A 24,376-nucleotide genomic window follows, 5' to 3' on the forward strand; every position below is an offset into this window, starting at 1 on the left:
CCAAGAAGGCGGCTGGTCATTACCCACAAAACCGGATCCCCTGTCAGCTTGTGTCGATACCGCGGTTTTCTAATTTGAAAACGTCGCTTCGGCGTGTGACAAACACACGGGGGAGCAAACTCGTGGGTAATCAACAGCAAGAAGGCGGATCGGCTAACAAATCAGCATCGAACGCCGAATAGCCGCTACGAGCCCTTGCCGGTCGCGGCGGTCCCGAGGACGGGCGGGACTAGAAAGAAACCGTCTTGAGCGGCGGGGGCAGACTGCGTGGCAGTCTCAGCAGAAAGACTCTCACCAGGAGCGTCATCACGGAACCGATTCTGCACATCGAGCGCACTCGTCATCGGCTCGACACCTTCGGTGTCAAGCTGAGCGAGTTGTTCGACAAACTCGAGAATCTCACCGATCTGGCGGCCGAAGCTTTCCCGTTCGACCTCCGTGAGATCGAGCTTGGCGAGGTGAGCGAGCTTTTCAATGTCGATGCTCTGGGACACTACTTTTGAGCGCCACTGACGTCAAACGGCTTGGTCTTGACCGTCTTGCGGACCTTCCCACTGCGGATGCACTGAACGCACACACGCACAGTCTTGTTCTCGCCGCTGGGCAATGTGACGTGAACACGCTGCAAGTTGGGAACAAATTTACGGCGGGTGCAGCCGGTGATCTTGGTACCGACGCCGCCGAGATACTTGGCCTTACCGCGAGTTTCGATCCGATTGCCTACCTGAACTGTTTTGCCGCACGTTTCGCATTGTCGTGCCATCGAATTCTCCGCAACCGCTATAAAATTGAGTGTAAATATTGAAAATCCGCGGCGTGCAGCCACACCGCATAGAACCTGTCTGATTTGCAAGCCCGGCAGGATAGCGACTTTCTCGGTTAAGGGAAAGCAGGAATTCGGCCGGATCCCGGTTTCTGCTGGCAAAAAGTTGCTCGTCACAAAATTTGCAGCAGGCTTGTTGCCGCAACCTTCCGACCAGGTACACTCTTTTGCGGACAATTGCGATAGAATGGTTGTTTTGCTGGCAGGAACCGTTCGCCCCCGCTCAATATGAACTTACGTCCACTGCGTTCCCGTTCGATCTGGCGAGCCCCTTCGATCCGATAAGATCAGCCGATCTGGCAAGATCAGCTCTGTCCACTGATTCGCCTCTCCCTTATTGCTAACACCACTGGAAAGCTCTCATGCCTTCATCGATCACCAACCAAATGCAGGGCGATGTTTTGGTCCTGGGTTTCACGGACACGAAGATCCTCGACAGCCAGAAAATTGAAACCGTCGGCAAGGAACTCCAAGACGCCGTCGGCGAAGCAATCCACAAGCGGTTGCTGGTCAACTTCCGTGGTGTCTCCTTCATGTCGTCGGCCATGATCACCAAGCTCGTGATGCTCAACAAGCGCTGCAAGACGCAAGGTGTGACGCTGAAGTTTTGCGAAGTCTCTCCCAACGTGATGGAGGTCTTCAAGATCACCAAACTCAACAAGCTGTTCGATATTCAAGACGGCGAAGAGAAGGCGATCGCAAGCTTCGACAAGAAAGGCTGGTTCAGCTGAGACGGCAAGAGACTCCAGCGAATCGAGATTCCCAGACGATGGTCGAGATGGAACGTGCCGCAATCGCTGCGGAGATCCATGACGGGCTGCTGCCCTACCTCTACGCCGCCGCTGCTAAATTGTCAGCGATCCAGCGAGCCCATCGCGATGTCGCCCCGGACGTCGGGCGAGACGACGATCGCTGCAGCGAGCAACTGGCCGATGCCGCGGAGTGGATCGATCGCTCTCGCGAGGTCGCTCGAGAACTGATGAATGGAATCACCTACCCACCGCTCGCCCTGACCGATCCGCTCTCGGCGGCCAAAGCGTTCCTGGACCAGTTCACCGGCCAGTCCACCGGCAGTGGGACCGCCCCCAGCTCCGATCCACCTTCGAGCCCTCTGATTCACTGGCGTTGGACCGGCAACCGCTCGCCACTGGCCGGTCGCCTTGACGAACCCTCGGCCATCGCGATCTACCGATTGACGACCGAATTCGTGCGCAATGCTGCGAAACATGCCGACGCCGAGACGATCGTGATCTCTGCCGTAATCGATGACGAGTTGGCCACGGTGCGAATCGAGGACGACGGCTGCGGATTCGACCCCGAACAGTTAGATTCATCCACGCCCCATGGGCTCACGCTGGCCAGCCATCGGGCCGAAGCGGGTGGCGTGGAGATCCAACTCGAGTCCCACCAAGCGTCCCAGGGACAGCAACCCTCGGGCACCCAAATCACACTGCAGACCCGCTTGCCCGGAAACGCGGAGAGCCAACAGCACCCATCCTCCGACCATCCCACCCAGGCGCAACAGCAGGCATCACAATGAGCAATATCGCGTCCCCAGCAACGGCATCTAGCGATTCCGCAGCCTCGCCCCTGGAACCGGTCGAAGCGGCCTGGCAGCAACTGCAACAGGTCGCGACGGAGCTTCGAACGGTTATTCGCGGGAAAGATGATGTCATCGAATTCGTGCTTATATCGCTGCTCGCCGAAGGATCGATTCTGCTCGAAGACGTCCCAGGCGTCGGCAAAACCACGCTCGCAAAATCAGTCGCCCGGTTGATCGACCTGGATTATCAACGGATCCAGTGCACCCCCGACCTGTTGCCAGGTGACATTCTCGGTGGATCAATCTACCGACCCGCCGTCGGTGAGTTTGAATTTCGCCCCGGTCCGGTGTTCTGCAATTTACTCGTCGCCGACGAGATCAATCGCGCCTCACCAAGAACCCAGAGCGCCCTGCTCGAGGCGATGGCTGAAACCCAGGTCACGATTGAAGGCAAACGCCATGACCTAAAACACCCGTTCATCGTCATCGCCACACAGAATCCTGCGGGTTTCGAAGGCACATTCCCACTGCCCGAATCACAACTCGACCGCTTTCTCTTCCGCTTGAAAATGGATTACCCCGATCCCGAGAGTGAAGTCGATTTGCTGATCGATCAATCCGATCACGAAGCGGTGCAGGATTTAGAACCGATCATGCACGTCGACGCCCTGGAGATCCTCCAACGCTGGGTACGGGAAATTCGTGTGGACCGCAAGATTGCCAGCTATATCGTTGCCCTGGCCACCGCGACACGGCGTGACGGGCGACTGCGGGTGGGGTGCAGTCCTCGCGGATGCAAGATGCTTTTGCGTGCAGCCCAAGGGCGAGCAGGATTGCTCGGCCGCGACTTCGTCCTGCCTGACGATGTCCAGCACCTCGCGGTGGCAACGCTCGGCCACCGAGTGAGCTCGCGACACGCGTCGAGCGCCATGGACGAAAACCGCCAGACGATCGAATCGATCGTCAAACAGACTGACATACCACTTTAACGCTCTACCTATCTTTCCTGGACCGGCTAAACGGACGCCCATTGCGTCTTTTTTTGCATTGTTGCCCGGGAAAGTTAACCTCTCAAGCTGTCGCTCATGCAAAATGGATTGATCAGCGATGAACTTTTTTACCCGAATGGATGCACCCTCCATGACGACATCGACGTTTCGCCCTGATCCGCCCGAGAAAGTGATCGCTCCGTCCACTCCAGCCGCTGGGACGACGCTTTATTACGAAGACTTGGCCGAGGGCCAATGCTGGCAGAGCCCATCGCGACAGATCACGAAAGAGGATGTCGCCTCATTTTCTTCGCTGACAGGCGACTTTGACCCACTGCACGGCGCCGCCCAGGGCGACACCGCCCCGGGGGGCAGTGACAAGACTCGCATGCAATCTCCCTTCGGAGCTCCGGTTGCCCATGGATTGCTAGGACTGAGTATTCTCGCCGGACTGTCAGCCGAACATCCGCGCGCCGCCACGCTCGCGTTGGTTGGCATCCTCGATTGGCACTTTGAGAACCCGATCTTCTTTGACGAGACTGTCCACGTCGTCACGGAGATCGAGACAATCGCCGCTCACGGCCGCCGCGCAGGCCGGGTCACTTGGCTCCGCAAACTGATTTCGAGCGATGGCCGGCTGTTGCAGCAGGGCAGATTCGTTACCTTGGTCGCCTCCATCAAACGTGACCTCCATGGCAACTCCACCACCCGATCCGCCGCCCCTCGACGACCTCGCTAAGAGCGTTCGGCCCAGCGTCTTCGATCATCGCGCCCTCCTCAGCGGCCAGGCCACCGGACCGCTGGCGTCTTCGGCGCGGCTCGGCCTCCGCTCAGCTGGCCTGCTGTATGGCGTGGGGGCCCGGATCCGGCGGTTTCGATACGACACCCGTCGGGCCACAATCGCCCATGCTGACGTGCCCGTGATCAGCGTGGGCAACCTGACAACTGGTGGTACCGGGAAAACCCCCGTCGTTTGCGATCTGTGCGTTCGGCTGCGAAAACTCGGCCGGCAAGTCGCGATCATCAGCCGTGGCTATGGCGCCGGTGAGAGCGGCATCAACGATGAAGCCATGGAGATGGCGGAGCGGCTGCCAGACGTACCTCATGTCCAGCATGCCGATCGTGTCGAGGCGGCTCGGATCGCAGTGGAGGAACTCGAAGCGGATGTGCTCGTCATGGACGACGGGTTTCAACACCGCCGTTTGCATCGTGATCTCGACCTCGTCGTCGTCGACGCCACCTGCCCGTTCGGGTTTGGTTACCTGCTGCCGCGAGGCTATCTGCGAGAGCCCGTCAGTAGCCTGCGCCGCGCCGACGCAGTCATCCTGACGCGGACCGATCAGGTCGACTCGGAAACGCTGGGGCATCTTCGCCAGGAGATCCGCCATCACCTTGGACAGCGACCGTTACTCGAAACGTCACATGCCCCCTCCAACGTCTTGTTCGAGGGAGGCCGTCGCGAACCCATCGAGTCACTCCAGGACAGACCCGTCGCTCTGATCAGTGCGATTGGCAACCCGGCCGCCTTTGAGAAAACTGCACGCGGCGCTGGGGCCCGGGTCCTCGGCCACTACCAATTGGCAGATCACCATCCGTACGACCGTGAAACCCGCCAAGCCCTGCGTCAGTGGACCCAATCGCTGCGTGAATCTAGCGAGATCGATTGGCTGCTTTGCACCCACAAAGACGCCGTCAAGATCGCCACCGACCAAATCGCAAGCGTGCCGCTGGGCTGCCTGCAAATCGACCTGAAACTGCAAGCGGGAGAGCAGACGCTGCAGTCACTCGTCGAGAGTGTCATTTCCACCCCCGCACCGGGAGCTTAAACGCGAGCCCATTCGGCACATAACTTGCTAAATACAGCAGCATGAATACATCCACCCCACCTCCCCGATCCAACTGGCTTCGCCGCTTTGTCCGGTTTCTGTGGGGACGGGAACCGATCGTGCTGTTCGGCCTGCTGATCGTGCTACTAGGAACGTGGGGATTCGTAGCGATCGCCGACGAGGTACTCGAGGGCGACACGCAGTCCTTTGACCGCTGGGCGGTCCGCAGCCTGCGGCAAGCCGATGATCCGGCGCTACCGATCGGCCCTCTTTGGCTCGCCGAGGTGGGACGGGACCTAACGGCTCTCGGTGGGATCTCCGTTCTGCTACTGGCGATCCTTGCCGCCGCTGGCTTCCTGGCGATCCACCGCGCCTATCGGATGCTCGCTGTGCTACTGGTATCCACACTCGGCGGCATGACAGCCAGCCTCTTGATGAAACAATTTTTCGACCGGCCGCGTCCCGATATCGTGCCGCACCTTTCCCACGTCTACACCAACAGCTTCCCCAGTGGTCACTCGATGATGTCTGCTGTCGTCTACCTGACCCTGGCTGCGTTGGTGGCTCCCGTGCTACGACACTTCTGGGTCCGTTTTTATGTGATTACCGTGGCGGTTGTCTTGACCGTGCTGGTTGGGGTGAGCCGCGTGTACATGGGCGTGCATTACCCGACTGATGTGCTGGCCGGTTGGGCCGCCGGTCTGGTCTGGGCGCTGATCTGTTGGTTGGTAGCGAGGGCAATCCCTCACTCTCAAGCTAAAAAGCAACCCCTACCGTGAAGCAACTCGTTTTCTACAATCAAGGTGCCGGAAAAGCCGCTCAGTTCGAGTCGCTGCGTGAGGGGCTGGACACCCCGGAGACCACCTGGGTAGAGCTCAATCGCCAGGTCGAAGTCGCAACAACGATCGATCAGTTCGTCACCGCTGGCGGCGACACCGTTATCGCAGCGGGCGGGGACGGAACCGTTCACGCGATCGTCAACGGCCTCATGCAGATCAGCCTGCAGCAACGCCCTCGAATGGGCATCGTACCCCTTGGCACAGCGAACGACTTCGCCGGCACACTGCAAATTCCCGATGACATCAATGAGGCGATCGGACTGATCCACGCCGGCATCACCACCGCCATCGATGTTATCCATATTCGCGGAGAGGGTCTGGACCGCTACTTCTCCAACGTCGCCGCGGGCGGCAATTGCGTTCGGGTGTCCGAGGAGCTCACCGACGAAATCAAGTCTCGCTGGGGAGCACTCTGTTACCTGCGTGGAGCCGTTGGCGTCCTAGCTGACATGCAGAGCTTCCGCATCACGGCAGAAATCGATGATCAACGCATTGAGAATCTCGACACGTGGGCCGTCTTGATCGCCAATGGCAAAACGAATGCTGGCCGCATTGAAGTAGCTCCCGAGGCCTCGCCTGCCGACGGCCTGTTCGATGTCATTATCATCCGCGATGGTAATGTGCTGGATATGGTCGACATCGTTGCCAAGAACCTCACCGGCCAGTTCCTTGCGAGCGAGCAAGTGATGTCTTGCAAAGCCAAGCGGATCAAACTGCTTTCAGAACCGCCCATGAGGTTCACCCTCGACGGCGAACTCATCGACGAACAACCCATCGAATTCGAAGTCGTCCCCGCAGCGATTCGAACCTACGTCGGCCAGGTCAATGCGTTGAACTAAATCGCTGCGCAAAATTTTGCTTGCCTCCTGAATCCAGCCCCCTCCTACTCGAATCGGGGAGCATCCGTGAGCGAACCCATTTTCGACCACGATAGACTCCACGTTAATCGCCTCTCGATCGAGCAAGTGTTCCTAGTCTGTCAGGCCTTGGCGAGAAGACGTCCAGTACGTGTAGTTCGCTGGCTTATCGATCATCTTCGCAGGCTTCCTCTCCACGGTCTGTCACCTCGCCACAGTGGCCCTCACCTCGTGCTGTCTTTCGCGTGAGTTACATTTGGTATACTGCCTCGTGGAAAGAAACCGGAGATAAGTACAGGGGACTCTCAGCCCACAAGATCGCGCCCGTGTTGGGCGCATTGCAACGGAGCCGGGCTTGCAAGATTTCACAAATAGGCAGCCAACGCTCCCGCCCCGCTGAACCGTATCGTTCACCGAACTAGAGTACCCTGAATCACCGTGAACATTGTTAGCTGTCCGAATTGTGGGGTACGAGTCATCTCTGAACCAGACGGGTCTTGCCCCGGGTGTAAGCAAGACTTGAACGGCTTGGGCGCGGATAAACCTCGGCCGAGGTTCTCGAGACGGATCCCCCTCTTCGAAAGAACGAACAGACGATCCCATCACACTTCGACGTCCTTTGGATCTTATTCTCATTGCGGGGCCGGCTTTCTCTCGAAGTGATGTGGGTCGCCGCTGGGCTGTCCATCGTTTGTTGGATTGGGCTTCTTTCCCTACTCGCCGCCGCATCGCTCGTCTTCCCGATCTTGCCACTGGCTTTCCTGATCGTTCCAATCGCCATGCTTTGGAATTTCGTGGCTATCGGAGCCAAGAGATTTCACGATATCGGTTGGTCCGGATGGCTGATTTGTCTTGGACTCATTCCCGGTCTCGGTCAAATATTCCTCTTCATGACCATTGGGATTCTCAAAGGAAACCGTGGGAACAACCGATACGGACATGATCCGCGCCGGACTTGGTCGTCAGATATGCTCGACGAACGATGACAATCGGGATAGCAACGGCGTTGTTTTTGGCAATAGTCGTACTCGTACTCAGGCGTCAGCCGGTACTCGTGCTCCTACTCGAATCGGTGACTCCAGTAGCGATGAAATTCGATGGTGTCACAGATTCTGGTGTGGAGCACCATGCTGAGTTCGATTACGAGCACCGCTTCGCTGAGCACGAGCACGATTTCGGTTGGCTTAACGATCAGTTTCACGCTTTGCCCTGAGACCGCACTGGTACCTGCCGGCTCTCGACGCGGTGGACGCCCGATTGCTCCAGCTCACTGATTGCACGCTCGCAATCACCTGGGTGCAGATCGACACCACGGCAACCGTCCTCGATCAGATAGGTGGTCAGGCCCAACCGGACCGCATCGGTCGCGGTGGCGCGTACGCAGAAATCCGTCGCCAGCCCCATCACATAGACTTCGCTCACGCCCGTTCGCTGCAGGTATTCGCCGAGACCGGTCGAGACAATGCCTCCGTTGTCGAAGAAACCGCTGTAGCTATCACGCCGTCGGTCAATCCCTTTGGAAAACACCTTCGTGATCAGCCCAGTGTTCAACTCGCTCGAAAAATCGCTACCGCGCGTCCCTTCGACACAGTGTACCGGCCAGAGGATTTGATCGAGACCATCAACGTTCACACAATCACCGACCGAGCGTCCAGGATGCTCGGAGGCGAAGCTTAAATGGTTCGGGGGATGGTAGTCTCGCGTAGCCACAACCGCATCGAATCTTGGCATCAATCGATTGGCGATCTTGATAACTTCATCACCACGCGATACCGCCAGGGCGCCACCAGGCAAAAAATCATTCTGTAAGTCTACCAGAATCAAGGCGTTCATCTTTGCTCCCGCGCCGACTGAATCATATCGGCTTTCAAGTCATACAGGCCTCGTTCGAGTCCGACAGGGTACTCATGAGGGTTGTCAAATCGTTGGACCGCCGGCGGTATTCGGTGATGCTGCTCCCGCACTCGATCACGGATCGACTGCAGGCTAGGAGATTCGCCGACCTGTTGACCTCCGCGAAAGACCGGCTGCAAGAGGTCGGTATAGTTCGTCCCGGCTATGAATTCTTTTTGGCGATTCCGATCGCTGGGATCCACCATGATCGCGGCGCCGTCTCGATCCCATTCGGAAAGTTCATCATAGATCATGTCGCCTCGGTGCTCCGACGCATGCTCAAACCGACGGACCTGCAGGATCCCCGGATTGCTCACCTTGATGGTCTGTTCGGATAGCTTGATACGACGTTGCCAGTTGCCTTTCTCGTCACGAATGGCGCCGAGTTTATAAACACCACCGAGAGCGGGCTGATCGTAGGCGGTCGCCAGCTTCGTCCCGACGCCCCAGGTATCGATGCGGGCGCCTTGCAGTTTAAGACTCGTGATCAGACGCTCGTCGAGATCATTGCTCGCGACAATGCTCGCGTCAGGAAATCCTCCCTCGTCGAGAATTTTTCTCGCTTCGATACTCAACCACGCTAGGTCCCCCGAGTCCAATCGAATGCCGAGCATCTCATGGCCCGATCGACGCAACCGGCGGCCTACCTCGACAGCGCGGCGGACGCCGTCGAGCGTATCGTAGGTATCGACCAGGAACACACAGTTGTTGGGCATCGCGTCGGCGTACAATTCGAAGGCCTCCTGCTCGCTCGCAAACGTCATCACCCAGCTATGAGCGTGGGTGCCGACAACAGGGATGCCATAGAGCCGTCCCGCCATTACATTGGACGTCGCCGCGCAGCCTCCCAAGAACGCGGCTCGCGAGGCGGACAAGGCACCATCGATTCCCTGCGCTCGCCGCAATCCAAACTCAATCACCCGGTCACGACTGCCCTCCTCGTACACGCCAGCAGCCGCACAAACTCGAGCCGCCTTCGTCGCGATCAGCGTTTGGAAATTGATCAGATTCAGCAGCGGTGTTTCAACGAGCTGACACTGCAAGATCGGACCCTTGACCCGCACGAAAGGCTCGTGCGGATACACCGCCGTCCCCTCTGCGATTGCGTCGACGTCACAGCTCCACCGAAGGTCTCCGAGATAGTCGAGAAATGCGTCCTCCAAGAGTGGGTTGCCATCGCTGCCGGTCAACGTGCCGAGATAACTCAGGTCCTCGCTGTCAAAGGAAAGTCGCTGCAGGTATTCAACCGCCGTCTGCAACCCGCAGGCGATCGAGTATCCACCTGCAAAAGGTGACTTCCTGAAGAAAAGATGAAACACGGACTCACGCTCTGCCAAACCGTGTTTCCAATACCCATACGCCATCGTGAGCTGATACAGATCGGTGAGCAGAGATAGCGTGGGTCGGTAGAGATCGGTGAGTTGATTCATCTCGGCGCTCGATTCGCAGGAGCCATTCGCAGGGGAGGTTTACTCAGAGGACAGTTTACCGCCAATCCCGGTTCGCCTGCTCGGCGGCCCCTCAGTACCTGCAAGTTACTTCACATCAACCTGCAAAAACTTGCACAGATGGCTCAGCGGGGGCTGCTTCAGCTGATATAGTATTGAGCCGGCGGCAGCGCTCCACTCACCAGCCTTTTTCGCAGTCTTTGCCGTTAGGCATGGGAGTATCGTCTCCTCACACAGAGTTGTCTGCGGCACGTTCGGTCCACAACGTGCATAGGTGAGACCGCTCCACGGCCGTCCGCTTGTAGAAAACATCCCGCAGTCCCTTCAACGCTATGCCTCATCCAGATTCATTCGGCGTCTTGATCGTCGACGACGAACCGAATATCCGCTCGGGGCTCGCCCGTGGTTTAGCCGGGGACGCCGATCGGGTCGAGACGGCTGCCGACGCCTCCGAGGCGCTCGCCAAGCTGGAGTCAGAAGATTTTCCGCTGGTGATTGTGGACGTACGGCTGAATTGCGGAATGACGGGCATCGAGCTGCTTCAGAAGATCGTCCATGCGCGTCCGCAGACGGCAGTGATTGTCATCACAGCGCACGGCACCGTGGAAACGGCGGTGGAAGCGATGCGGGCGGGGGCGTTCGATTTCGTGCTCAAACCGCTGGATTTGAATCTCGTCCGTCAACAGGTGCGGCGGGCGCGTGAGCACTTTGATTTGCAAATGGAGAACCATCGACTGCGCAGCCGGCTGGTTGACTCGGGCGAGATGTCCGAGATCGTTGCCGGCGGCGCCGCGATGCAGGATGTCTTTCGCCAGATTCGACAAGTCGCTGCCACCGAAGCCACCGTCATGATCCATGGCGAAAGCGGTACAGGGAAGGAGCTCATCGCGCGAGCGATACACGATCTCAGCGATCGCCAGAATGGCCCGTTCATCGCCGTCAACCTCGGTGCCCTTCCCGAAACGCTACTCGAAAGCGAACTGTTCGGTCACGAGAAAGGATCCTTCAGCGGTGCCACCCGGCAAAAACCTGGTTGTTTTGAACAAGCGACATCGGGTACGTTGTTTTTGGATGAAGTCACCGAGATGTCTGCCAAGAGCCAGGTCGACTTGCTGCGCGTGCTCGAAACCCGCGGCTTCACCCGAGTGGGAGGCGAACAGCTGCTTCAATCCGACGCTCGCGTGGTATCGGCCACCAATCGGCCGGTCCAAGACCTGATCGATGACGGCACCTTTCGAGAAGACCTCTACTATCGACTCAACGTGATCCCGATCGAGCTACCACCGTTGCGTGGGCGGCGAGAAGACATCCCCTTGCTGGTCGAACACTTTCTCGAGCATTTCTGCACCCGACACCGTCGCGAGATGAAACGACTTTCCCCCGAAGCCATGCAAACGATGATCTCTGCCGCTTGGCCCGGAAACGTGCGACAACTTCGGAACGTGATCGAGCGCATGGTCATCACCGCCGCGGGCGAGGTGATTCACGAGAACGAACTGCCGTCGGAACTGCGCCAGAAAACCGAACCGGTCCACGCCTTGAATACCTCGGTCGTCGCGTTGGCCGACGCGGTGGAAGCGTGCGAACGGCAGGCCATTACCGTCGCCCTCGAGGCGTCCGACATGCACCGAGAAAAGACCGCCAAGGCACTCGGCATCAGCGTTCGCACACTGCATTATAAAATGGGCCGTTTTGGACTGCACTGATGATTGATGCCCCCGGCGGACGCGGTGTTCGACGACTCGCCATCGGACTGACCGTGCTCAGTTGCCTATCATTCTTGACCACGGCCTGGATCTTTTCGGTGGTCCGGCGGGAACAGGAGATCGTCAGCCAGATCGTCAAGCACTTGCCCGCGAGCGATCTCGTCGTGGCATCGGAGCTGAAAGGAGAACTCATGCTCCAGCGTAGCCTGTTGTTGCTGCTAGTGATCGATTTTGCCGCCGCTGGCGTGGCTCTCGTCTTTGTTGTCCGCGCCTATCTATCGAGCGAACAGTCCCTCGAGGACGTCAAGGTACTTTCCTCAGACATTCTGGCGAGCATGGATGCGGGGGTGATCACGACGGACACCGAAGGTATTCTCACGAGCATCAACCCTCAAGGCAGAATGCTGATCGGCTTGTCGGGCAATCCTCAACCTCCACTCCCGCCGGGAATCGGCCACAACGTTAGCGATCTCGGCCTCGAGCACGAATCGCTCGCCGAAATCCTTGAAGAAAGCCGCCGTTTTGAAAACCCGATCCGCGACCGCGATTACCGTGTCCTTCGCAGCGGACACACCCAAACCCTGCGTGCCGGATGCACCCGGCTTCATAATCGCTCAGGCGATGAACTGGGATTCGTGCTGCAGGTCCGTGATGTTACTCAAAAATCCCTGATGGAGGATCGACTGCGGCGGATGGAACGATACATGGGACTCGGTTCCCTCGCGGCCGGTCTGCAGCACGAAATCAAAAACCCCCTGGCGGCCCTCGCTCTCCACATCCAGTTGCTCAGCGAACGTTTGGCCGAAGAGACCGACGATGCTGAAATCAACGAATCACTTAGCATCCTCAATGCGGAGGTCAAACGAATTGGCAACGTGCTCGACGGTTTCCGCAATTATGCGTCGATCAATGACATTGGGCGCTCTCCCGTCGACGTCAGCGAATTGATTGAAAAGCTCGTTCGCTTACTCCGCCCTCATGCTGAAAAGCAGAATGTCCGCTTGCTGGTCTCCGGCCCTGAACAACCGCTCGACACCATCGAGGCGGATTCAGCACGACTCGAACAAGTGTTCCTCAATCTTGCCCTCAACGCCATCGCGGCGATGCCCGCTGGCGGCAGCTTGCGTTTTGCGGTCTCCGGAGAAGACGGTGGTATACGTATCGACGTGACCGACTCCGGCAATGGAATCCCGGCCGAAGTGCAACCTAAAATCTTCGACCCTTACTTCACGACTCGTAGCGACGGCACCGGCATGGGACTCGCCCTGTGCGACAAGATCATCCGCCAGCACAATGGAAGTCTCGATTTCGAAACCGGCCCAAATGGCACCACTTTCACGGTCCAGCTCCACTAGCGGGCTGTCGGTTCCAGTGAGCCGAGACACATCAGCGGCCTGGCGATTGGGAACGCGGGAGTAATGAATGTCGTATCGGACGAGGCAATGAGCTGTTGATTCCCCACAAAACCAGATCCCCTGTCAGCTTGTCTGACAGGAATCGCCGTTTTGTGATTAGAACAATGGAGCGTTCACCCCGCTCCCATGCGGGCTTGCCCCGCATGACAGCAAAGTCTGTCGGCTTGGTTTCCTGTCAGACAAGCTGACAGGGGAACGCGTGTCGATGCCGCGGTTTTCTAATTTCAAAACTTAGCTTCCCGTGTGACAAGCACACGGGGGAGCAAACTGGCGGGAATCAACAACTCGTCGCCTCGTCCACTACAGAAAAGATCTCGCAAAATTCGACACTTATTGATCACGTGATGCTTAGTTGAGCCGAGACGCATAAGTGGGCGGCGTTACCCGGGGCCTGAACGGCACTCGTCCCGCTTTGCGGCACCAGCGTCGATTCAATCGCCTGCCCGCTCGCCTAGACCTGGTCCAAGAATGCCTTGCCGGTCTTGGCTACGAAGACGTCTTCCAAACTCGCTCGTCCCAGCGAAATGGACTCGACCGAGTCACCGAGCCGCTCGGCAATCGGGGACAGCAAGTCGGCCAGGTCACGCGATCCGGATTGCTCACTCGTCAATCGCAGCGTCTTGCCGATACGCAGCGGGATCAGATCCATTTCATCTCGCAGATAGGACTCCGCTCCTGAGAGATCCTCGGCGACGATACTCAGCACGCGATCCCCCACGGCTCGCTGCAACTCCGCCGGCGGGGCATCCGCGATCTTTTTCCCGGCGTCGAGCAATACCACCCGCGACGCCTTGGCCGCCTCGTCCATGAGATGGGTCGTCAACATCACCGCCACACCTTCGGCAGCGAGTGACTCCAACGCATCCCACAACGCCAACCGCGCCGCGGGGTCGAGCCCGGTGCTCGGTTCGTCCAGCAGCATCACCGGCGGCCGGTGTAACAGACCTTTGGCCAACTCGACTCGCCGCTTCAGCCCGCCCGACAACGTCTGGCAGAATTCGTCTCGGCGGTCCTCCAGCGAAAACTGTTTCAGCAACTCATCGCAACGATTCCGCAGCCGATCACCCGCCAGACCATACAGGGCACCTTGGCAGCGTAGATTCTCGAGCACAGTAAGCTTGATATCCAAACTCGGCGACTGAAAGATAATGCCGAGCCGACCACGGGCCGCCATCGTCTCGCTGCGGACGTCGGCACCGGCGATCGATACCTGCCCCTGCTGGACCGGCAACAGCGTGCTCAAGAGGCGAAACAGAGTCGTTTTCCCACTGCCGTTCTGACCGAGCACCGCCACGATCTCACCGCCATGGACACTCAGGTCCAATTCATTGACAGCGTATGTCTGGTCATATCGATGGCTCAATCCCGCCACCGAAACCGCGGCAAGAGCTTGCTTCTTGTCTTCCATTGCTATCACAGACCGATCACTCGTAGCGTCATTACCAATAATACCGCAGGCAAGACAACTAACGACCAACGCATCATCTTGCGAGCGTGCTGATCGTCACGCTGGCGGGCAAATCGCACTGCCGCGACGAACAGCGGCCACGTCGCCGCGACCACCAACAACGAGGTTACCAAACTCGCCACCGACAAAATCAAATCGCCCGCCGGAGCCAAGCACATCGTCACACCGCAAGCAGCCAAGGCAATCGAACCAACGATACTTTGCCAGCCAGCGCTTCGGCCGCTCGGTTGAATCGTCGTGGTCATCTGAAAACCTGCCTCGGCGTACTGATGCCGACACAACCACGCGATCGCCATGAAGTGTGGGTACTGCCAACAAGCCAGAACGCCAAACAACATCCATCCTGCCAAATCGGTCATCTGTCCGCCCGCCGCGGTATACCCCATGAACACGGGCAAAGCACCGGCGATCGCGCCCACGGTCGTATTCCAAGCTGTCCGTGTTTTCATCGGGGTATAAACAAGCACATAAACACCCCAGGTGGCCAATCCCACCAATGCCGGGGCAGGACCAAACTGCCACGCCAGAACCACTGTGCCCAGCAAACCCAGGACCGCTGTAAACGCTACCCCTGTGGCCACCGACATTCGCCGTGATGCCAACGGACGTGATGCCGTACGCGGCATCAAGGGATCGATCCAACGCTCCCATACCTGATTAGCCGCACCCGCGCTGCCAGCGACCAACCCCGTTCCCAGGAGCAACGCAAACCACTCCGGCAGCGATAGCATCACGCCGGTCTTAGCAGACATCCCGATCCAAGCTGAGGCCACCGTCGTGACCAAAATCATCGACACAATCCGTGGCTTAGTCAGCTCGATGAAATCCCCGAAACGTGTGGGTTCGCGTTTGCGACGCTCACGCGGCGGTACCCGAGGCTCCGCGTCGGCCGAATCCGCAACACCGCTGCGCGGTCGGTCGAGCGAACGCGCAGTCTCGCTCGGCGTCAGCGGCTCGTCGGGCGTCACAGATTCGTCGGGAATCACGAGTGGTTGATCCAAAAGAGCGGTCGACGATTCGCGGCAGTCGGTCGCCATGAGCGGCCCCGTCATGAGAGAAAATCAGAATAGAAAAAAGTGCGTCAGATGTTGAGGTCGCTCGCCACGATTCAGGCGGCAAACGCCGAGCTACCTCTGCGGCACGTGGGCCAGCACCCAGCGCCGTCGCCGCAACCGCACAGCCAATAAAGTCGATACGGCCAAAATCAAGGAACCTGTCGCCACATGCCCCGTCACAATCCACGCATCGAGCATGTTTTTAGACGCCAGCCGGTAGGAGGAACTGCCAGGAAACGAATCCATGATCGCGGGATAACCGTAGTTCACGATCCACGTCCCCACCCCTAGCAAGAGCTGCAACGCCACAAAGCATACCAAGCCTGCCGCAGGACGCGAGAGCGTCAAATCGCCGCACCCCCGCATCACCCCCCAAACAACCCAGGCCAGCAACCACAGGGCGACCCCCGTCGCAACATGAGTCATCGCGGTGTGTGCGAACATCCCCGGGCTCGATGTCGGCAAGGCGTGCCGCAACTGAGCCCCGAGCAGAATCTGCAGATAAGCGACACCCACCAACAAGATCGGCCATACCATCCGCGGTGAAGTCGTCTCGGGCTGCGCTCGGCCCACAACACGCAGCTCACCGCTCGTCGATTCCGTCTCATTCTCTCGCTCGACCCCAGCGGCATCGAGTACCGCATCCGGCCGCCAGCGACGCCCTGTCACACAAGCAGCCACCACGCACAAGGCAAAGAAGACTGGCCCGGTGCAGCCATGGACCATCGCCAACACACGCGCGCTCATCGTCACCCGCAGCCCACCCAATACTCCCTGACCGATCACCGCCACCAAGACCACAGCGGCCAGCACAGTCACCCAGCGGCGACGGTCACCATGCCATGCTGCGACCAGAAACCCGATCGCAATGAACCCCACCAGAGCTCCCAGCAATCGGTGACCATGCTCGATGAACAAATCAAACGGCCCCAACAACCAGGTCGACAGCGGATACAAAAATAAATTGTATCCATACGTCCCCGGCCAATCGGGAACCGACATGCCTGCGTCATAGGTCGTGACCAGACCACCGACCCAAATCAGCGGCCAGACGAGAATGACCAGCGTGCAGGCCAACCGTCGCGGCCACGGCGAAACTGCTACCGATGAACCAGACAGATCCGCCGCTGGGGCGGTGTAGGCAGTCGTGGAGGCTGGCGTGGTCACTTCAAGCGCCCCCCTCGGTCCGCCAGACGCTCACCGCTCATGCCACCGATCACGGCCCCACCGGCACCGAAAATTGCCGCCGGCACCATGCCGCCCAGTCCCAATAGCCACATCAGGGCCAGACCCAGGGCCAGACCCACAATGGCACCAACGCTTCGATAGGTATCACGCATGCTAGAGAGTTCAAGAAAAACGGGGGCGGACGGACGGGCTCTTAGTTCTTCATCGCTTCTAAGAAATTCACGAGATCCCAGACGTCCCTGGGTGACACTCCCGTTCCTTCCTCGCTGGGCACGACAATCTCGATCCCTGGCATCGGGGTCCCTGCGATGCCGTGATGAATCCGGCGATACAGTGTTTCGGGATCGTCGCCGCCCCGCAACAAACCCTCGGCGAGCACCCGCGGTTCAATCTTCCGCGGTGGCAGGGCCCCGGCTTTGCGAAATGGCTTGACTGCTTCGGTGTCCTCGGGGGTGATCCCAATCCGCGTCGTGAATTCTTTCGTCCAATCGTCATAGTCCAATGACGGCAGACCGCCCACGCCATCCTGGCCATGGCAGCCCGCGCAGGCCACGACAGGCCCGTTAAAGAGTTCGCGGCCACGGGCAACCGATGCCGCCAACGCCTCTCCCTCATCGGAGGGCTGCGGTGGAACCGGTGACGACTCGGCGCTGACCCACCGGCCGACGACATCATGGATCACATCGGCAATCGCCCGCTGCCCATCACTTAGCTCATCGAGCTGCATCGACGCGGTGGAGTCCGCTCCGCTCTGCTGGGCGAGAGCCTCTTCATCTCGCAACTGAATTCGCAACTCGTCCGCCGGCGCCGATTCGTCATAATCGAGCATATCCACGGCGTGAGCGAGCAGTCGGCGTTCGACTTCACCCCGCACCGACAGATAAATCACATAGTCCACCAACGCATCGCGATCGGACGAAGGCAGCGTCCGGAAACTGGGCATGGGCGTCCCCGGGATGCCCGACACCAACGCTCGCTCGAGATCATCACGAGTCGGCTTCTCCGAGCGAGTGGTCGATTTCCATTTGAAAACTCCTGCCCGGAAATCGCGTGGGTAAGGCACTTGCAATCGCGAGGCCGCCCCCGTGCCACTGCCCGCGATCCCGTGACAGATCACGCAGTGCTCCTGGTACAAGCCCGAATGCACGTTGGCCTGATCGCTCCTGACGCCACCAGCTGCAATCTCGAGCCGCTGCAGCGAAACCAGGTTTTGCTCCGCTTCGCTGCGCATCCAACGACGGGGCCAACGTGGCGATTGTGGCGTTCCGAACAACTTATCCACCACCACCGAGACGTCTTGCATGGCCGCCTCGGTTGGCAAATCGCGAGAAATTTCCAAGGACATGGCCCGCACACGGTCGTGGCCAAACTCAGGGGCCGACTCGCGGCATCCCACCATCAAAACACTCGGCGAGACCATCAACGCCGCTAGGATCCAGGCCGCTGGACTCGCGATGGAACAGCGATTGGGCGCCGCCCGAACCGTCCTCTCCGGAACGTCAGAGCAGCCTCCGACGGCGGAAAACCCGACACATCCTGACCGCAGGCGGCAATGCCGACCGATTCGGCGGATCAAAATCGCGAGACAGGACATCAGATGGAGAATAAAAAGCAGAGGCAAATGGAACAGCGAGGTGAAACGTCGCCCCATTGTCCCCAAGCATCTCGTGCTGAACACCACCCAAATCGGCGAAAACCGCGTTCCGCGACAAAACGCTGCAGGCACCGTCCTCTGCGCCAAACCCAAAACGTGTTATCCTCCGCGAAATTTGGTCCCCACTCCTGACTCACTTTCTGGAATCCACGACTGTGCCGCGCCGCGAAGACCTCAAAAAAATTCTCCTGATTGGCAGTGGGCCGATCGTGATCGGCCAAGCCTGCGAGTTCGATTACTCAGGGACGCAAGCCTGCAAGGCGCTCCGCGAGGAGGGATACGAGGTGGTGCTCGTCAACAGCAATCCAGCGACGATCATGACCGACCCCGCGACGGCGGACGCCACCTACATCGAGCCTCTGACGTGGCAGGTCGTTGAGAAAGTAATCGCGAAGGAACGTCCGGACGCCCTCCTGCCAACGCTCGGCGGCCAAACGGCACTGAATATCGCGATGGAACTCGACGCCAATGGCGTGCTCGAGAAATATGGGGTCGAGATGATCGCCGCCAACGCCAAGGTGATCGCCAAAGCCGAAGAGCGAGATCAGTTCAAAGAGGCCATGGAAAAAATCGGGCTCGATGTGTGCACCGGATTCACTGTCAATTCGCTCGCCGAAGCCCGCGCCGCGCTCGCCGAAGTGGGGCTGCCCGCTGTCGTGCGGCCGTCCTTCACCATGGGCGGCTCCGGTTCGGCAATCGCCTACAACAAAGATGACTTCGATGCGCTCGTTCAGAATGGGCTCGACCAATCGCCCGTCACCGAAGTCCTGATCGAGGAATCGATCATCGGTTGGAAAGAGTACGAGATGGAGGTCATGCGCGACCGCGACGATAACGTTGTCGTGATCTGCAGCATCGAGAACTTTGACGCGATGGGCGTGCACACGGGCGACTCGATCACCGTCGCTCCCGCTCAAACGCTCACGGACAAGGAATACCAGCGGATGCGAGACGCTTCGCTGGCAGTGATTCGCGAGATCGGCGTCGAAACTGGCGGCAGCAACATCCAATTCGCGATCCAGCCCGATACCGGACGGATGATCGTGATCGAGATGAACCCGCGGGTCAGTCGCAGCAGCGCCCTGGCCAGCAAAGCGACTGGTTTTCCGATCGCGAAAATTGCCGCTAAGCTGGCAATCGGCTACCGACTGTGGGAACTCCCCAACGATATCACGCAGAAAACGAAAGCCTGCTTCGAACCGACGATCGACTACGTCGTGACGAAAATCCCACGCTTCGCCTTCGAGAAGTTTCCCGAAGCCGATGCGACGTTGACGACCCAGATGAAGAGCGTGGGCGAGACGATGGCCATCGGCCGTACGTTCCAAGAGTCCTTCCAAAAAGCACTCCGCGGGCTCGAGGTCGGCGCCTTCGGGTTCGGCAGTGACCCCAAAGATAAATGGGGCACCGACGAACAACCCGACCGCGACGAAATTCGCGCCAAACTCAGCACCCCTGGTAGCGAACGCGTCTTCTACATCCGCTATGCCATGAAATCGGGCATGAGCGTTGCCGACATCCACGCCCTGACGCACATCGATGAGTGGTTCCTCGAACACCTCATGCACCTGATCGAGCTCGAGAACGAAATCACCGAACTCGGCTCACTCGACAAGATCGATACTGAGAAACTGCGAGATCTCAAACGCCGTGGCTTTTCCGATCGACATATCGCCGCGATGACCGGCACAACCGAACTGCAGGTTCGTAGCCATCGCCTCAGCGAGAACATCCGACCGGTCTTCAAAAGCGTCGACACCTGTGCCGCCGAATTTGAAGCCTTCACGCCGTATTTTTACAGCACCTACGAATCGGAATCGGAAGTCCCTCCTAAAACGGACAAAAAACGCATCATGATCCTCGGCGGCGGACCTAACCGTATCGGCCAAGGAATTGAATTCGACTACTGCTGCTGCCATGCTTCCTTCGCACTGCAGGAACTCGGCATCGAATCGATCATGGTCAATAGCAACCCGGAAACGGTCTCGACCGATTACGACACGTCGGACATGCTGTTCTTTGAACCGCTGACGATCGAGGATGTCTTGAACATCTGCGACGAGATCCAACCCGACGGCGTCATCGTGCAGTTCGGCGGGCAAACGCCACTGAACCTGGCCCGGGGCCTGCAACAATCCGGCGTCCCGATCATCGGCACGAGCGTGGACACGATCGACGCGGCCGAAGACCGTGAACTGTTCCAAAGCTTGATCAATGAACTCGGGCTGCGGCAACCGCCGTCGGGAATCGCTCGCAACATGGAAGAGGCGCGCGTCGAAGCCAAGCGAATCGGCTTTCCCGCCCTGGTCCGTCCCAGTTTCGTGCTCGGCGGACGCGCGATGGAAATCTGCTACGACCGCGCCCAGTTCGAACGGTACGTTGCCGAAGCCTTCATCGTCGCCGATGGACAACCCGTCCTCATCGACCGCTTCCTCGAAGATGCCACCGAAGTGGATGTCGATGCGATCAGCGACGGCACCGATTGTGTCATCATGGGCATCATGGAACATATCGAGGAAGCTGGTGTTCACTCCGGTGATTCGGCCTGTTGCATCCCACCGTTCAGCTTGCCCCAACCGGTGCTCGCCGATATCCGCGACGCCACGCGAAAACTGGCCGCCCGGCTCAACGTGATTGGACTGATGAACATCCAATTCGCGGTCAAGATCGAAGCCGATGGACCTCAGGTCTACATACTCGAGGTCAACCCGCGGGCCAGCCGCACGGTACCCTTCGTTGCCAAAGCCACGGGTGTCCCCGTCGCGGGAATCGCCACCAAAGTCATGGCGGGCAAGACGCTCGCCGAACTCGGGATCACCACTGAACCGATCCCCCGCCACGTTTCCATCAAAGAGAGCGTGTTCCCGTTCCGCAAATTCGCTGGCGTCGACATCGTCCTCGGCCCCGAGATGCGCAGCACTGGTGAAGTGATGGGGATCAGCCAAGTGTTCTCCATGGCATTCGCCAAGAGCCAACTCGCCGCCGGCACTGTCTTGCCCGAATCGGGCAAGATCTTCCTTTCGCTCTCGGCGCGGCATAAAGACGACGTGGTCGAACTCGGTAAATCTCTCAACGAACTCGGGTTTGAACTACTCGCCACCGAAGGCACCGCGCAGCGATTGAGCGAAGCTGGTATCGCGGTCACGCAGGTTAAAAAGATCGCCGAAGGACACCCCAACCTGATCGACTATCTCAAGAACGACGACGTCCAATTGATCCTCAACACGCCCAGCGGTAAAGGAGCACGCACCGACGAAGGTAAAATCCGAGCCGCCGGTGTTCAACATGGCGTTCCCTGCATCACCACTCTGGCCGCAGCCGATGCCGCCGTCCGCGCGATGAGAGCCGTCCGAGAACGAGAGATGGAAGTCGAGTCGCTGCAACAACGCTACGCGCTAAGCAATCAGTCGTAAGCCGCAGGATCCCTGTCGGCTGAGTAGGGCCGTCGGCTAGCGATGGATCACTGGTAACCGGCGAGCACTCCGCCGCCGCCGAGCGCCTGGTAGGCATTCACGACAGCCGACAATTGCTCCTGTTTCGTATCGATCAACACCATCTTGGCTTCGTTCATGTCCCGCTGAGCTAACAAGACATCGAGATACTCACCCTCCGCATTCTGAAAGAGCAGCGTGGCGCTGTCGATCGATGCGACGAGTGCGTCGAGCTGTTCCTTCTTCTCGATGATGCTCTTGCGATAGTTCTCAACCTTGGCCATGTGGTTGGTGACTTCAATGAATGCTTCCAAAATCGTACGCTGGTAGCTGTAGACAGCCTGCAACTGCTCGGCATTGGCATCTTTATAGTCGGCCTGAATCGCCCTTTTATTGATCAGGGGGCCGACGAGGTCGCCTGCGAGACGGTAGATCAGTGCCTCCGGCGTCCAAAACATGTACCGCGGATTGAATGCCTGATAGCCGACACCCGCAGTCAGAGTCAGCGATGGATAGAATCGAGCGCGAGCGACTTTGACATCGAGACCGGCAGCACGCAACTCTCGCTCGGCCTGACGAATGTCCGAACGGTTGCGTAACAATTCAGATGGAACACCGATGTTGAGCGTCTGCATATTGAGATCGATGTAGTCGATCGACGAACGCTTCACAGGTTGAGGGTAACGTCCGAGCAAGAAATTGATGCGGTTCTCTGCCTCGACAATCTGTTGCGAGATGATCAGTTTCTCGCTTTGATTCTTCTGCACCTCCGCCTGGAAACGCTGCACCGCCAACTCGTTGCCGCGCGCCTGTTCCTTCATCGCCTTAGCCGTCTCCAGACTCCTTTCCTGAAGCCTGATGGTGGCATCGAGAGTTGCCATTTGGTTGTCGAGAGCCATCAACTCGTAGTAGTTTTCGGCAACCTCGGAAACCATCCGTGTAACGACATAGTTCCAACCGTCACGCGTGCCTAAGTATCGCATACAGGCAGCGTACTGGGCATTGTGCAGTTTGTTCCAAATGTCGATCTCCCACGAAACATTGGTCGCGAGGAGAAAGTCTGGCAGAGGGTCGGGAAAATTGACTCCCGGCACCGGGCTGAGCTGGTCTTCAACCGTCCCCCGCGCCGAAAACAAACTCGGCTTGTCGACTCCCACTCCCCCACCCAGGGTCACAAACGGCAGATACTCACCACTGCGTTTGTAGACTTCGTTGTGGGCGATTTGTATATCTTCGGCCAGGATTTTGAGTTCCTGGTTGCCGAGCATCGCCTGGCCAATCAAATCGGAAAGGTTTGCGTCGGCAAAAAATTCGTGCCATCCGAGCATCGATGAATTCTGCAGACTCGACGGACCGAAATCCATCGACATCTCGTCAAAGACCAATTCCGTCGCCGCTCCGTCGATGGGAGCTGGATACACCTCGGCCGGCGCCACCGCCACCTCAGTCAGTGTGGGATCCAGACTCGAGGTCGATTCATAAGAATCAATCACCACCTCGTCATAGGAATCAATTACCACCTCGGCCGGGCTCTCGACGGTATCGGTAGTCGGTGCGTCGCGACGAAGGTCGAGCTCATCCCCGTTCTTGAGAAAGCTAGCGAAGCTCACCGAGCTATCGCTGTCTTTCGTCGCCACCACATGTTCGTTGAAGTCTGCGGGCTGGGCACTGGACTGCGTAAGAGGATCTTGAACCTGGATCGGCACATCATAAATCTCTCCACCGTCGTTGTCAGCACTAACGACTCCGTTGTTCCCTGCTGGGTAAGCTTGCGGCAACGGGGCTTGCGTCTGAGGCCGGCGGAGACAGGGAATGTTGCACGATGGTAGGACGACGAGCGAACCAGAAACAATCGCGGTGGTAATTGCGATCCGCCTACGGCGTGTGATCGTGAATCTTAAAAAGGTGTTCATCCTTGTTACTCCTTTAACGTCTTGATCCAGAAACAACCGCTTCTGGTTGCCCGGTCAATGGCAGGCAAAATGAAGTGCGTAACCATCGGCTGGCGAGAACCTCAGGCATCCTTGCCTGAACCGACTGTTCCGAGCGGACCGTTCTGAGGAATCCCTGTGGACTGGTGTCCCACGAGTACTCTCACGTCGACCAAAACTATTGACCATTATCGACTCAATCGGGGTTCCTTCTTTATCAGTCGTGCACATGTTGCGGGTGATATACCTGATTAAAGGCGAGCGAAAAGTTACAACCGGCACAACCGGACCCAGGCTCGCTCGATCCGAA

Annotated in this window: 22 protein-coding genes; 11 read left to right on the plus strand and 11 right to left on the minus strand. The window is 58.5% G+C overall.

What is annotated here, in order from left to right:
* Nucleotides 1-185: 185 nt before the first annotated feature.
* Both gatC and rpmB read right to left on the minus strand, forming a co-directional pair.
* A complete protein-coding gene (gene gatC, locus CA85_RS03575) occupies nucleotides 186-494 on the minus strand; it encodes an Asp-tRNA(Asn)/Glu-tRNA(Gln) amidotransferase subunit GatC (RefSeq protein ID WP_146389957.1) in 309 nt (102 codons plus the stop codon).
* Nucleotides 494-763: a 50S ribosomal protein L28 gene (rpmB, locus tag CA85_RS03580; protein ID WP_146389958.1), complete on the minus strand. Its 270-nt coding sequence runs from the start codon at nucleotides 761-763 to the stop codon at nucleotides 494-496. The genes gatC and rpmB overlap by 1 nt, the downstream gene beginning before the upstream one ends.
* Before the next feature lie 422 nt (nucleotides 764-1,185).
* Here rpmB and CA85_RS03585 point away from each other — a divergent pair, with 422 nt between their 5' ends.
* From CA85_RS03585 to CA85_RS26080, 8 genes are all read left to right on the plus strand, one after another.
* Nucleotides 1,186-1,554 (plus strand): STAS domain-containing protein, encoded by a 369-nt coding sequence (locus tag CA85_RS03585; RefSeq protein WP_246112472.1) that lies wholly within the window; start codon nucleotides 1,186-1,188, stop codon nucleotides 1,552-1,554.
* A gap of 47 nt (nucleotides 1,555-1,601) precedes the next feature.
* Nucleotides 1,602-2,363 (plus strand): sensor histidine kinase, encoded by a 762-nt coding sequence (locus CA85_RS03590; RefSeq protein WP_186774727.1) that lies wholly within the window; start codon nucleotides 1,602-1,604, stop codon nucleotides 2,361-2,363.
* Complete coding sequence (locus tag CA85_RS03595) at nucleotides 2,360-3,355, plus strand: AAA family ATPase (RefSeq protein WP_146389960.1); 996 nt, start codon at nucleotides 2,360-2,362, stop codon at nucleotides 3,353-3,355. Before CA85_RS03590 ends, CA85_RS03595 begins: the two co-directional genes overlap by 4 nt.
* Nucleotides 3,356-3,473: 118 nt before the next feature.
* Nucleotides 3,474-4,094, plus strand: coding sequence for a MaoC/PaaZ C-terminal domain-containing protein (locus CA85_RS03600; RefSeq protein ID WP_246112473.1), 621 nt, complete (start codon nucleotides 3,474-3,476; stop codon nucleotides 4,092-4,094).
* Nucleotides 4,048-5,181, plus strand: coding sequence for a tetraacyldisaccharide 4'-kinase (gene lpxK / locus CA85_RS03605; protein ID WP_146389962.1), 1,134 nt, complete (start codon nucleotides 4,048-4,050; stop codon nucleotides 5,179-5,181). Before CA85_RS03600 ends, lpxK begins: the two co-directional genes overlap by 47 nt.
* Before the next feature lie 41 nt (nucleotides 5,182-5,222).
* Nucleotides 5,223-5,960 carry a phosphatase PAP2 family protein gene (locus CA85_RS03610; RefSeq protein ID WP_146389963.1) on the plus strand — a complete coding sequence of 246 codons (738 nt, stop codon included), beginning with the start codon at nucleotides 5,223-5,225 and terminating at the stop codon, nucleotides 5,958-5,960.
* Nucleotides 5,957-6,859 (plus strand): diacylglycerol/lipid kinase family protein, encoded by a 903-nt coding sequence (locus CA85_RS03615; protein WP_146389964.1) that lies wholly within the window; start codon nucleotides 5,957-5,959, stop codon nucleotides 6,857-6,859. The genes CA85_RS03610 and CA85_RS03615 overlap by 4 nt, the downstream gene beginning before the upstream one ends.
* 680 nt (nucleotides 6,860-7,539) lie before the next feature.
* Complete coding sequence (locus CA85_RS26080; protein WP_146389965.1) at nucleotides 7,540-7,863, plus strand: DUF805 domain-containing protein; 324 nt, start codon at nucleotides 7,540-7,542, stop codon at nucleotides 7,861-7,863.
* Between the two features lie 74 nt (nucleotides 7,864-7,937).
* On the opposite strand, the gene CA85_RS24715 is transcribed toward CA85_RS26080, so the two are convergent.
* The 3 genes from CA85_RS24715 to CA85_RS03630 are packed head-to-tail and all read right to left on the minus strand — an operon-like array spanning nucleotide 7,938 to nucleotide 10,200.
* A complete protein-coding gene (locus CA85_RS24715; protein ID WP_186774728.1) occupies nucleotides 7,938-8,078 on the minus strand; it encodes a hypothetical protein in 141 nt (46 codons plus the stop codon).
* Nucleotides 8,075-8,710: a bifunctional nicotinamidase/pyrazinamidase gene (pncA, locus tag CA85_RS03625; RefSeq protein WP_146389966.1), complete on the minus strand. Its 636-nt coding sequence runs from the start codon at nucleotides 8,708-8,710 to the stop codon at nucleotides 8,075-8,077. Before pncA ends, CA85_RS24715 begins: the two co-directional genes overlap by 4 nt.
* Entirely contained in the window at nucleotides 8,707-10,200 is a 1,494-nt protein-coding gene (locus CA85_RS03630) for a nicotinate phosphoribosyltransferase (protein WP_146389967.1), read from the minus strand. The genes pncA and CA85_RS03630 overlap by 4 nt, the downstream gene beginning before the upstream one ends.
* Nucleotides 10,201-10,550: 350 nt before the next feature.
* Between CA85_RS03630 and CA85_RS03635 the strand changes: the two genes are divergently transcribed.
* Together CA85_RS03635 and CA85_RS03640 are read left to right on the plus strand one after the other, a co-directional pair.
* Nucleotides 10,551-11,924, plus strand: coding sequence for a sigma-54-dependent transcriptional regulator (locus CA85_RS03635; protein WP_146389968.1), 1,374 nt, complete (start codon nucleotides 10,551-10,553; stop codon nucleotides 11,922-11,924).
* Entirely contained in the window at nucleotides 11,924-13,279 is a 1,356-nt protein-coding gene (locus tag CA85_RS03640) for a two-component system sensor histidine kinase NtrB (protein WP_146389969.1), read from the plus strand. The genes CA85_RS03635 and CA85_RS03640 overlap by 1 nt, the downstream gene beginning before the upstream one ends.
* A 511-nt stretch (nucleotides 13,280-13,790) precedes the next feature.
* Here the strand turns inward: CA85_RS03640 and CA85_RS03645 are convergent.
* The 5 genes from CA85_RS03645 to CA85_RS03660 all read right to left on the minus strand — a co-directional run bounded on the left by CA85_RS03645 (nucleotide 13,791) and on the right by CA85_RS03660 (nucleotide 18,470).
* Complete coding sequence (locus CA85_RS03645; protein ID WP_146389970.1) at nucleotides 13,791-14,747, minus strand: ABC transporter ATP-binding protein; 957 nt, start codon at nucleotides 14,745-14,747, stop codon at nucleotides 13,791-13,793.
* 5 nt (nucleotides 14,748-14,752) lie between these two features.
* On the minus strand, nucleotides 14,753-15,859 hold the full coding sequence (locus CA85_RS03650) for a protoheme IX farnesyltransferase (RefSeq protein WP_246112475.1): 1,107 nt from the start codon (nucleotides 15,857-15,859) through the stop codon (nucleotides 14,753-14,755).
* 75 nt (nucleotides 15,860-15,934) lie between these two features.
* Nucleotides 15,935-17,029 (minus strand): COX15/CtaA family protein, encoded by a 1,095-nt coding sequence (locus CA85_RS03655; RefSeq protein WP_146389971.1) that lies wholly within the window; start codon nucleotides 17,027-17,029, stop codon nucleotides 15,935-15,937.
* Entirely contained in the window at nucleotides 17,026-17,202 is a 177-nt protein-coding gene (locus CA85_RS24720) for a hypothetical protein (RefSeq protein WP_186774729.1), read from the minus strand. Before CA85_RS24720 ends, CA85_RS03655 begins: the two co-directional genes overlap by 4 nt.
* 41 nt (nucleotides 17,203-17,243) lie before the next feature.
* Complete coding sequence (locus CA85_RS03660) at nucleotides 17,244-18,470, minus strand: cytochrome c (RefSeq protein WP_246112547.1); 1,227 nt, start codon at nucleotides 18,468-18,470, stop codon at nucleotides 17,244-17,246.
* A gap of 389 nt (nucleotides 18,471-18,859) precedes the next feature.
* Here CA85_RS03660 and carB point away from each other — a divergent pair, with 389 nt between their 5' ends.
* Nucleotides 18,860-22,117: a carbamoyl-phosphate synthase large subunit gene (gene carB, locus CA85_RS03665; protein WP_146389973.1), complete on the plus strand. Its 3,258-nt coding sequence runs from the start codon at nucleotides 18,860-18,862 to the stop codon at nucleotides 22,115-22,117.
* 47 nt (nucleotides 22,118-22,164) lie between these two features.
* Here carB and CA85_RS03670 read toward each other — a convergent pair whose 3' ends face one another.
* Nucleotides 22,165-24,048 (minus strand): TolC family protein, encoded by a 1,884-nt coding sequence (locus CA85_RS03670; protein WP_186774730.1) that lies wholly within the window; start codon nucleotides 24,046-24,048, stop codon nucleotides 22,165-22,167.
* Between the last annotated feature and the right edge of the window lie 328 nt (nucleotides 24,049-24,376).

The organism is Allorhodopirellula solitaria (assembly GCF_007859855.1).
GTDB classification, from domain to species: Bacteria; Planctomycetota; Planctomycetia; order Pirellulales; family Pirellulaceae; genus Rhodopirellula; species Rhodopirellula solitaria.

Excerpts from the sequence above, each read along its gene's own strand:
- rpmB (WP_146389958.1), bottom strand. The coding sequence starts at position 763 with ATGGCACGACAATGCGAAACGTGCGGCAAAACAGTTCAGGTAGGCAAT.
- CA85_RS03585 (WP_246112472.1), top strand. The coding sequence starts at position 1,186 with ATGCCTTCATCGATCACCAACCAAATGCAGGGCGATGTTTTGGTCCTG.
- CA85_RS03590 (WP_186774727.1), top strand. The coding sequence starts at position 1,602 with ATGGAACGTGCCGCAATCGCTGCGGAGATCCATGACGGGCTGCTGCCC.
- CA85_RS03595 (WP_146389960.1), top strand. The coding sequence starts at position 2,360 with ATGAGCAATATCGCGTCCCCAGCAACGGCATCTAGCGATTCCGCAGCC.
- CA85_RS03600 (WP_246112473.1), top strand. The coding sequence starts at position 3,474 with ATGAACTTTTTTACCCGAATGGATGCACCCTCCATGACGACATCGACG.
- lpxK (WP_146389962.1), top strand. The coding sequence starts at position 4,048 with ATGGCAACTCCACCACCCGATCCGCCGCCCCTCGACGACCTCGCTAAG.
- CA85_RS03610 (WP_146389963.1), top strand. The coding sequence starts at position 5,223 with ATGAATACATCCACCCCACCTCCCCGATCCAACTGGCTTCGCCGCTTT.
- CA85_RS26080 (WP_146389965.1), top strand. The coding sequence starts at position 7,540 with ATGTGGGTCGCCGCTGGGCTGTCCATCGTTTGTTGGATTGGGCTTCTT.
- pncA (WP_146389966.1), bottom strand. The coding sequence starts at position 8,710 with ATGAACGCCTTGATTCTGGTAGACTTACAGAATGATTTTTTGCCTGGT.
- CA85_RS03630 (WP_146389967.1), bottom strand. The coding sequence starts at position 10,200 with ATGAATCAACTCACCGATCTCTACCGACCCACGCTATCTCTGCTCACC.
- CA85_RS03635 (WP_146389968.1), top strand. The coding sequence starts at position 10,551 with ATGCCTCATCCAGATTCATTCGGCGTCTTGATCGTCGACGACGAACCG.
- CA85_RS03640 (WP_146389969.1), top strand. The coding sequence starts at position 11,924 with ATGATTGATGCCCCCGGCGGACGCGGTGTTCGACGACTCGCCATCGGA.
- CA85_RS03645 (WP_146389970.1), bottom strand. The coding sequence starts at position 14,747 with ATGGAAGACAAGAAGCAAGCTCTTGCCGCGGTTTCGGTGGCGGGATTG.
- CA85_RS03650 (WP_246112475.1), bottom strand. The coding sequence starts at position 15,859 with ATGACGGGGCCGCTCATGGCGACCGACTGCCGCGAATCGTCGACCGCT.
- CA85_RS24720 (WP_186774729.1), bottom strand. The coding sequence starts at position 17,202 with ATGCGTGATACCTATCGAAGCGTTGGTGCCATTGTGGGTCTGGCCCTG.
- CA85_RS03660 (WP_246112547.1), bottom strand. The coding sequence starts at position 18,470 with ATGGTCTCGCCGAGTGTTTTGATGGTGGGATGCCGCGAGTCGGCCCCT.
- CA85_RS03670 (WP_186774730.1), bottom strand. The coding sequence starts at position 24,048 with ATGAACACCTTTTTAAGATTCACGATCACACGCCGTAGGCGGATCGCA.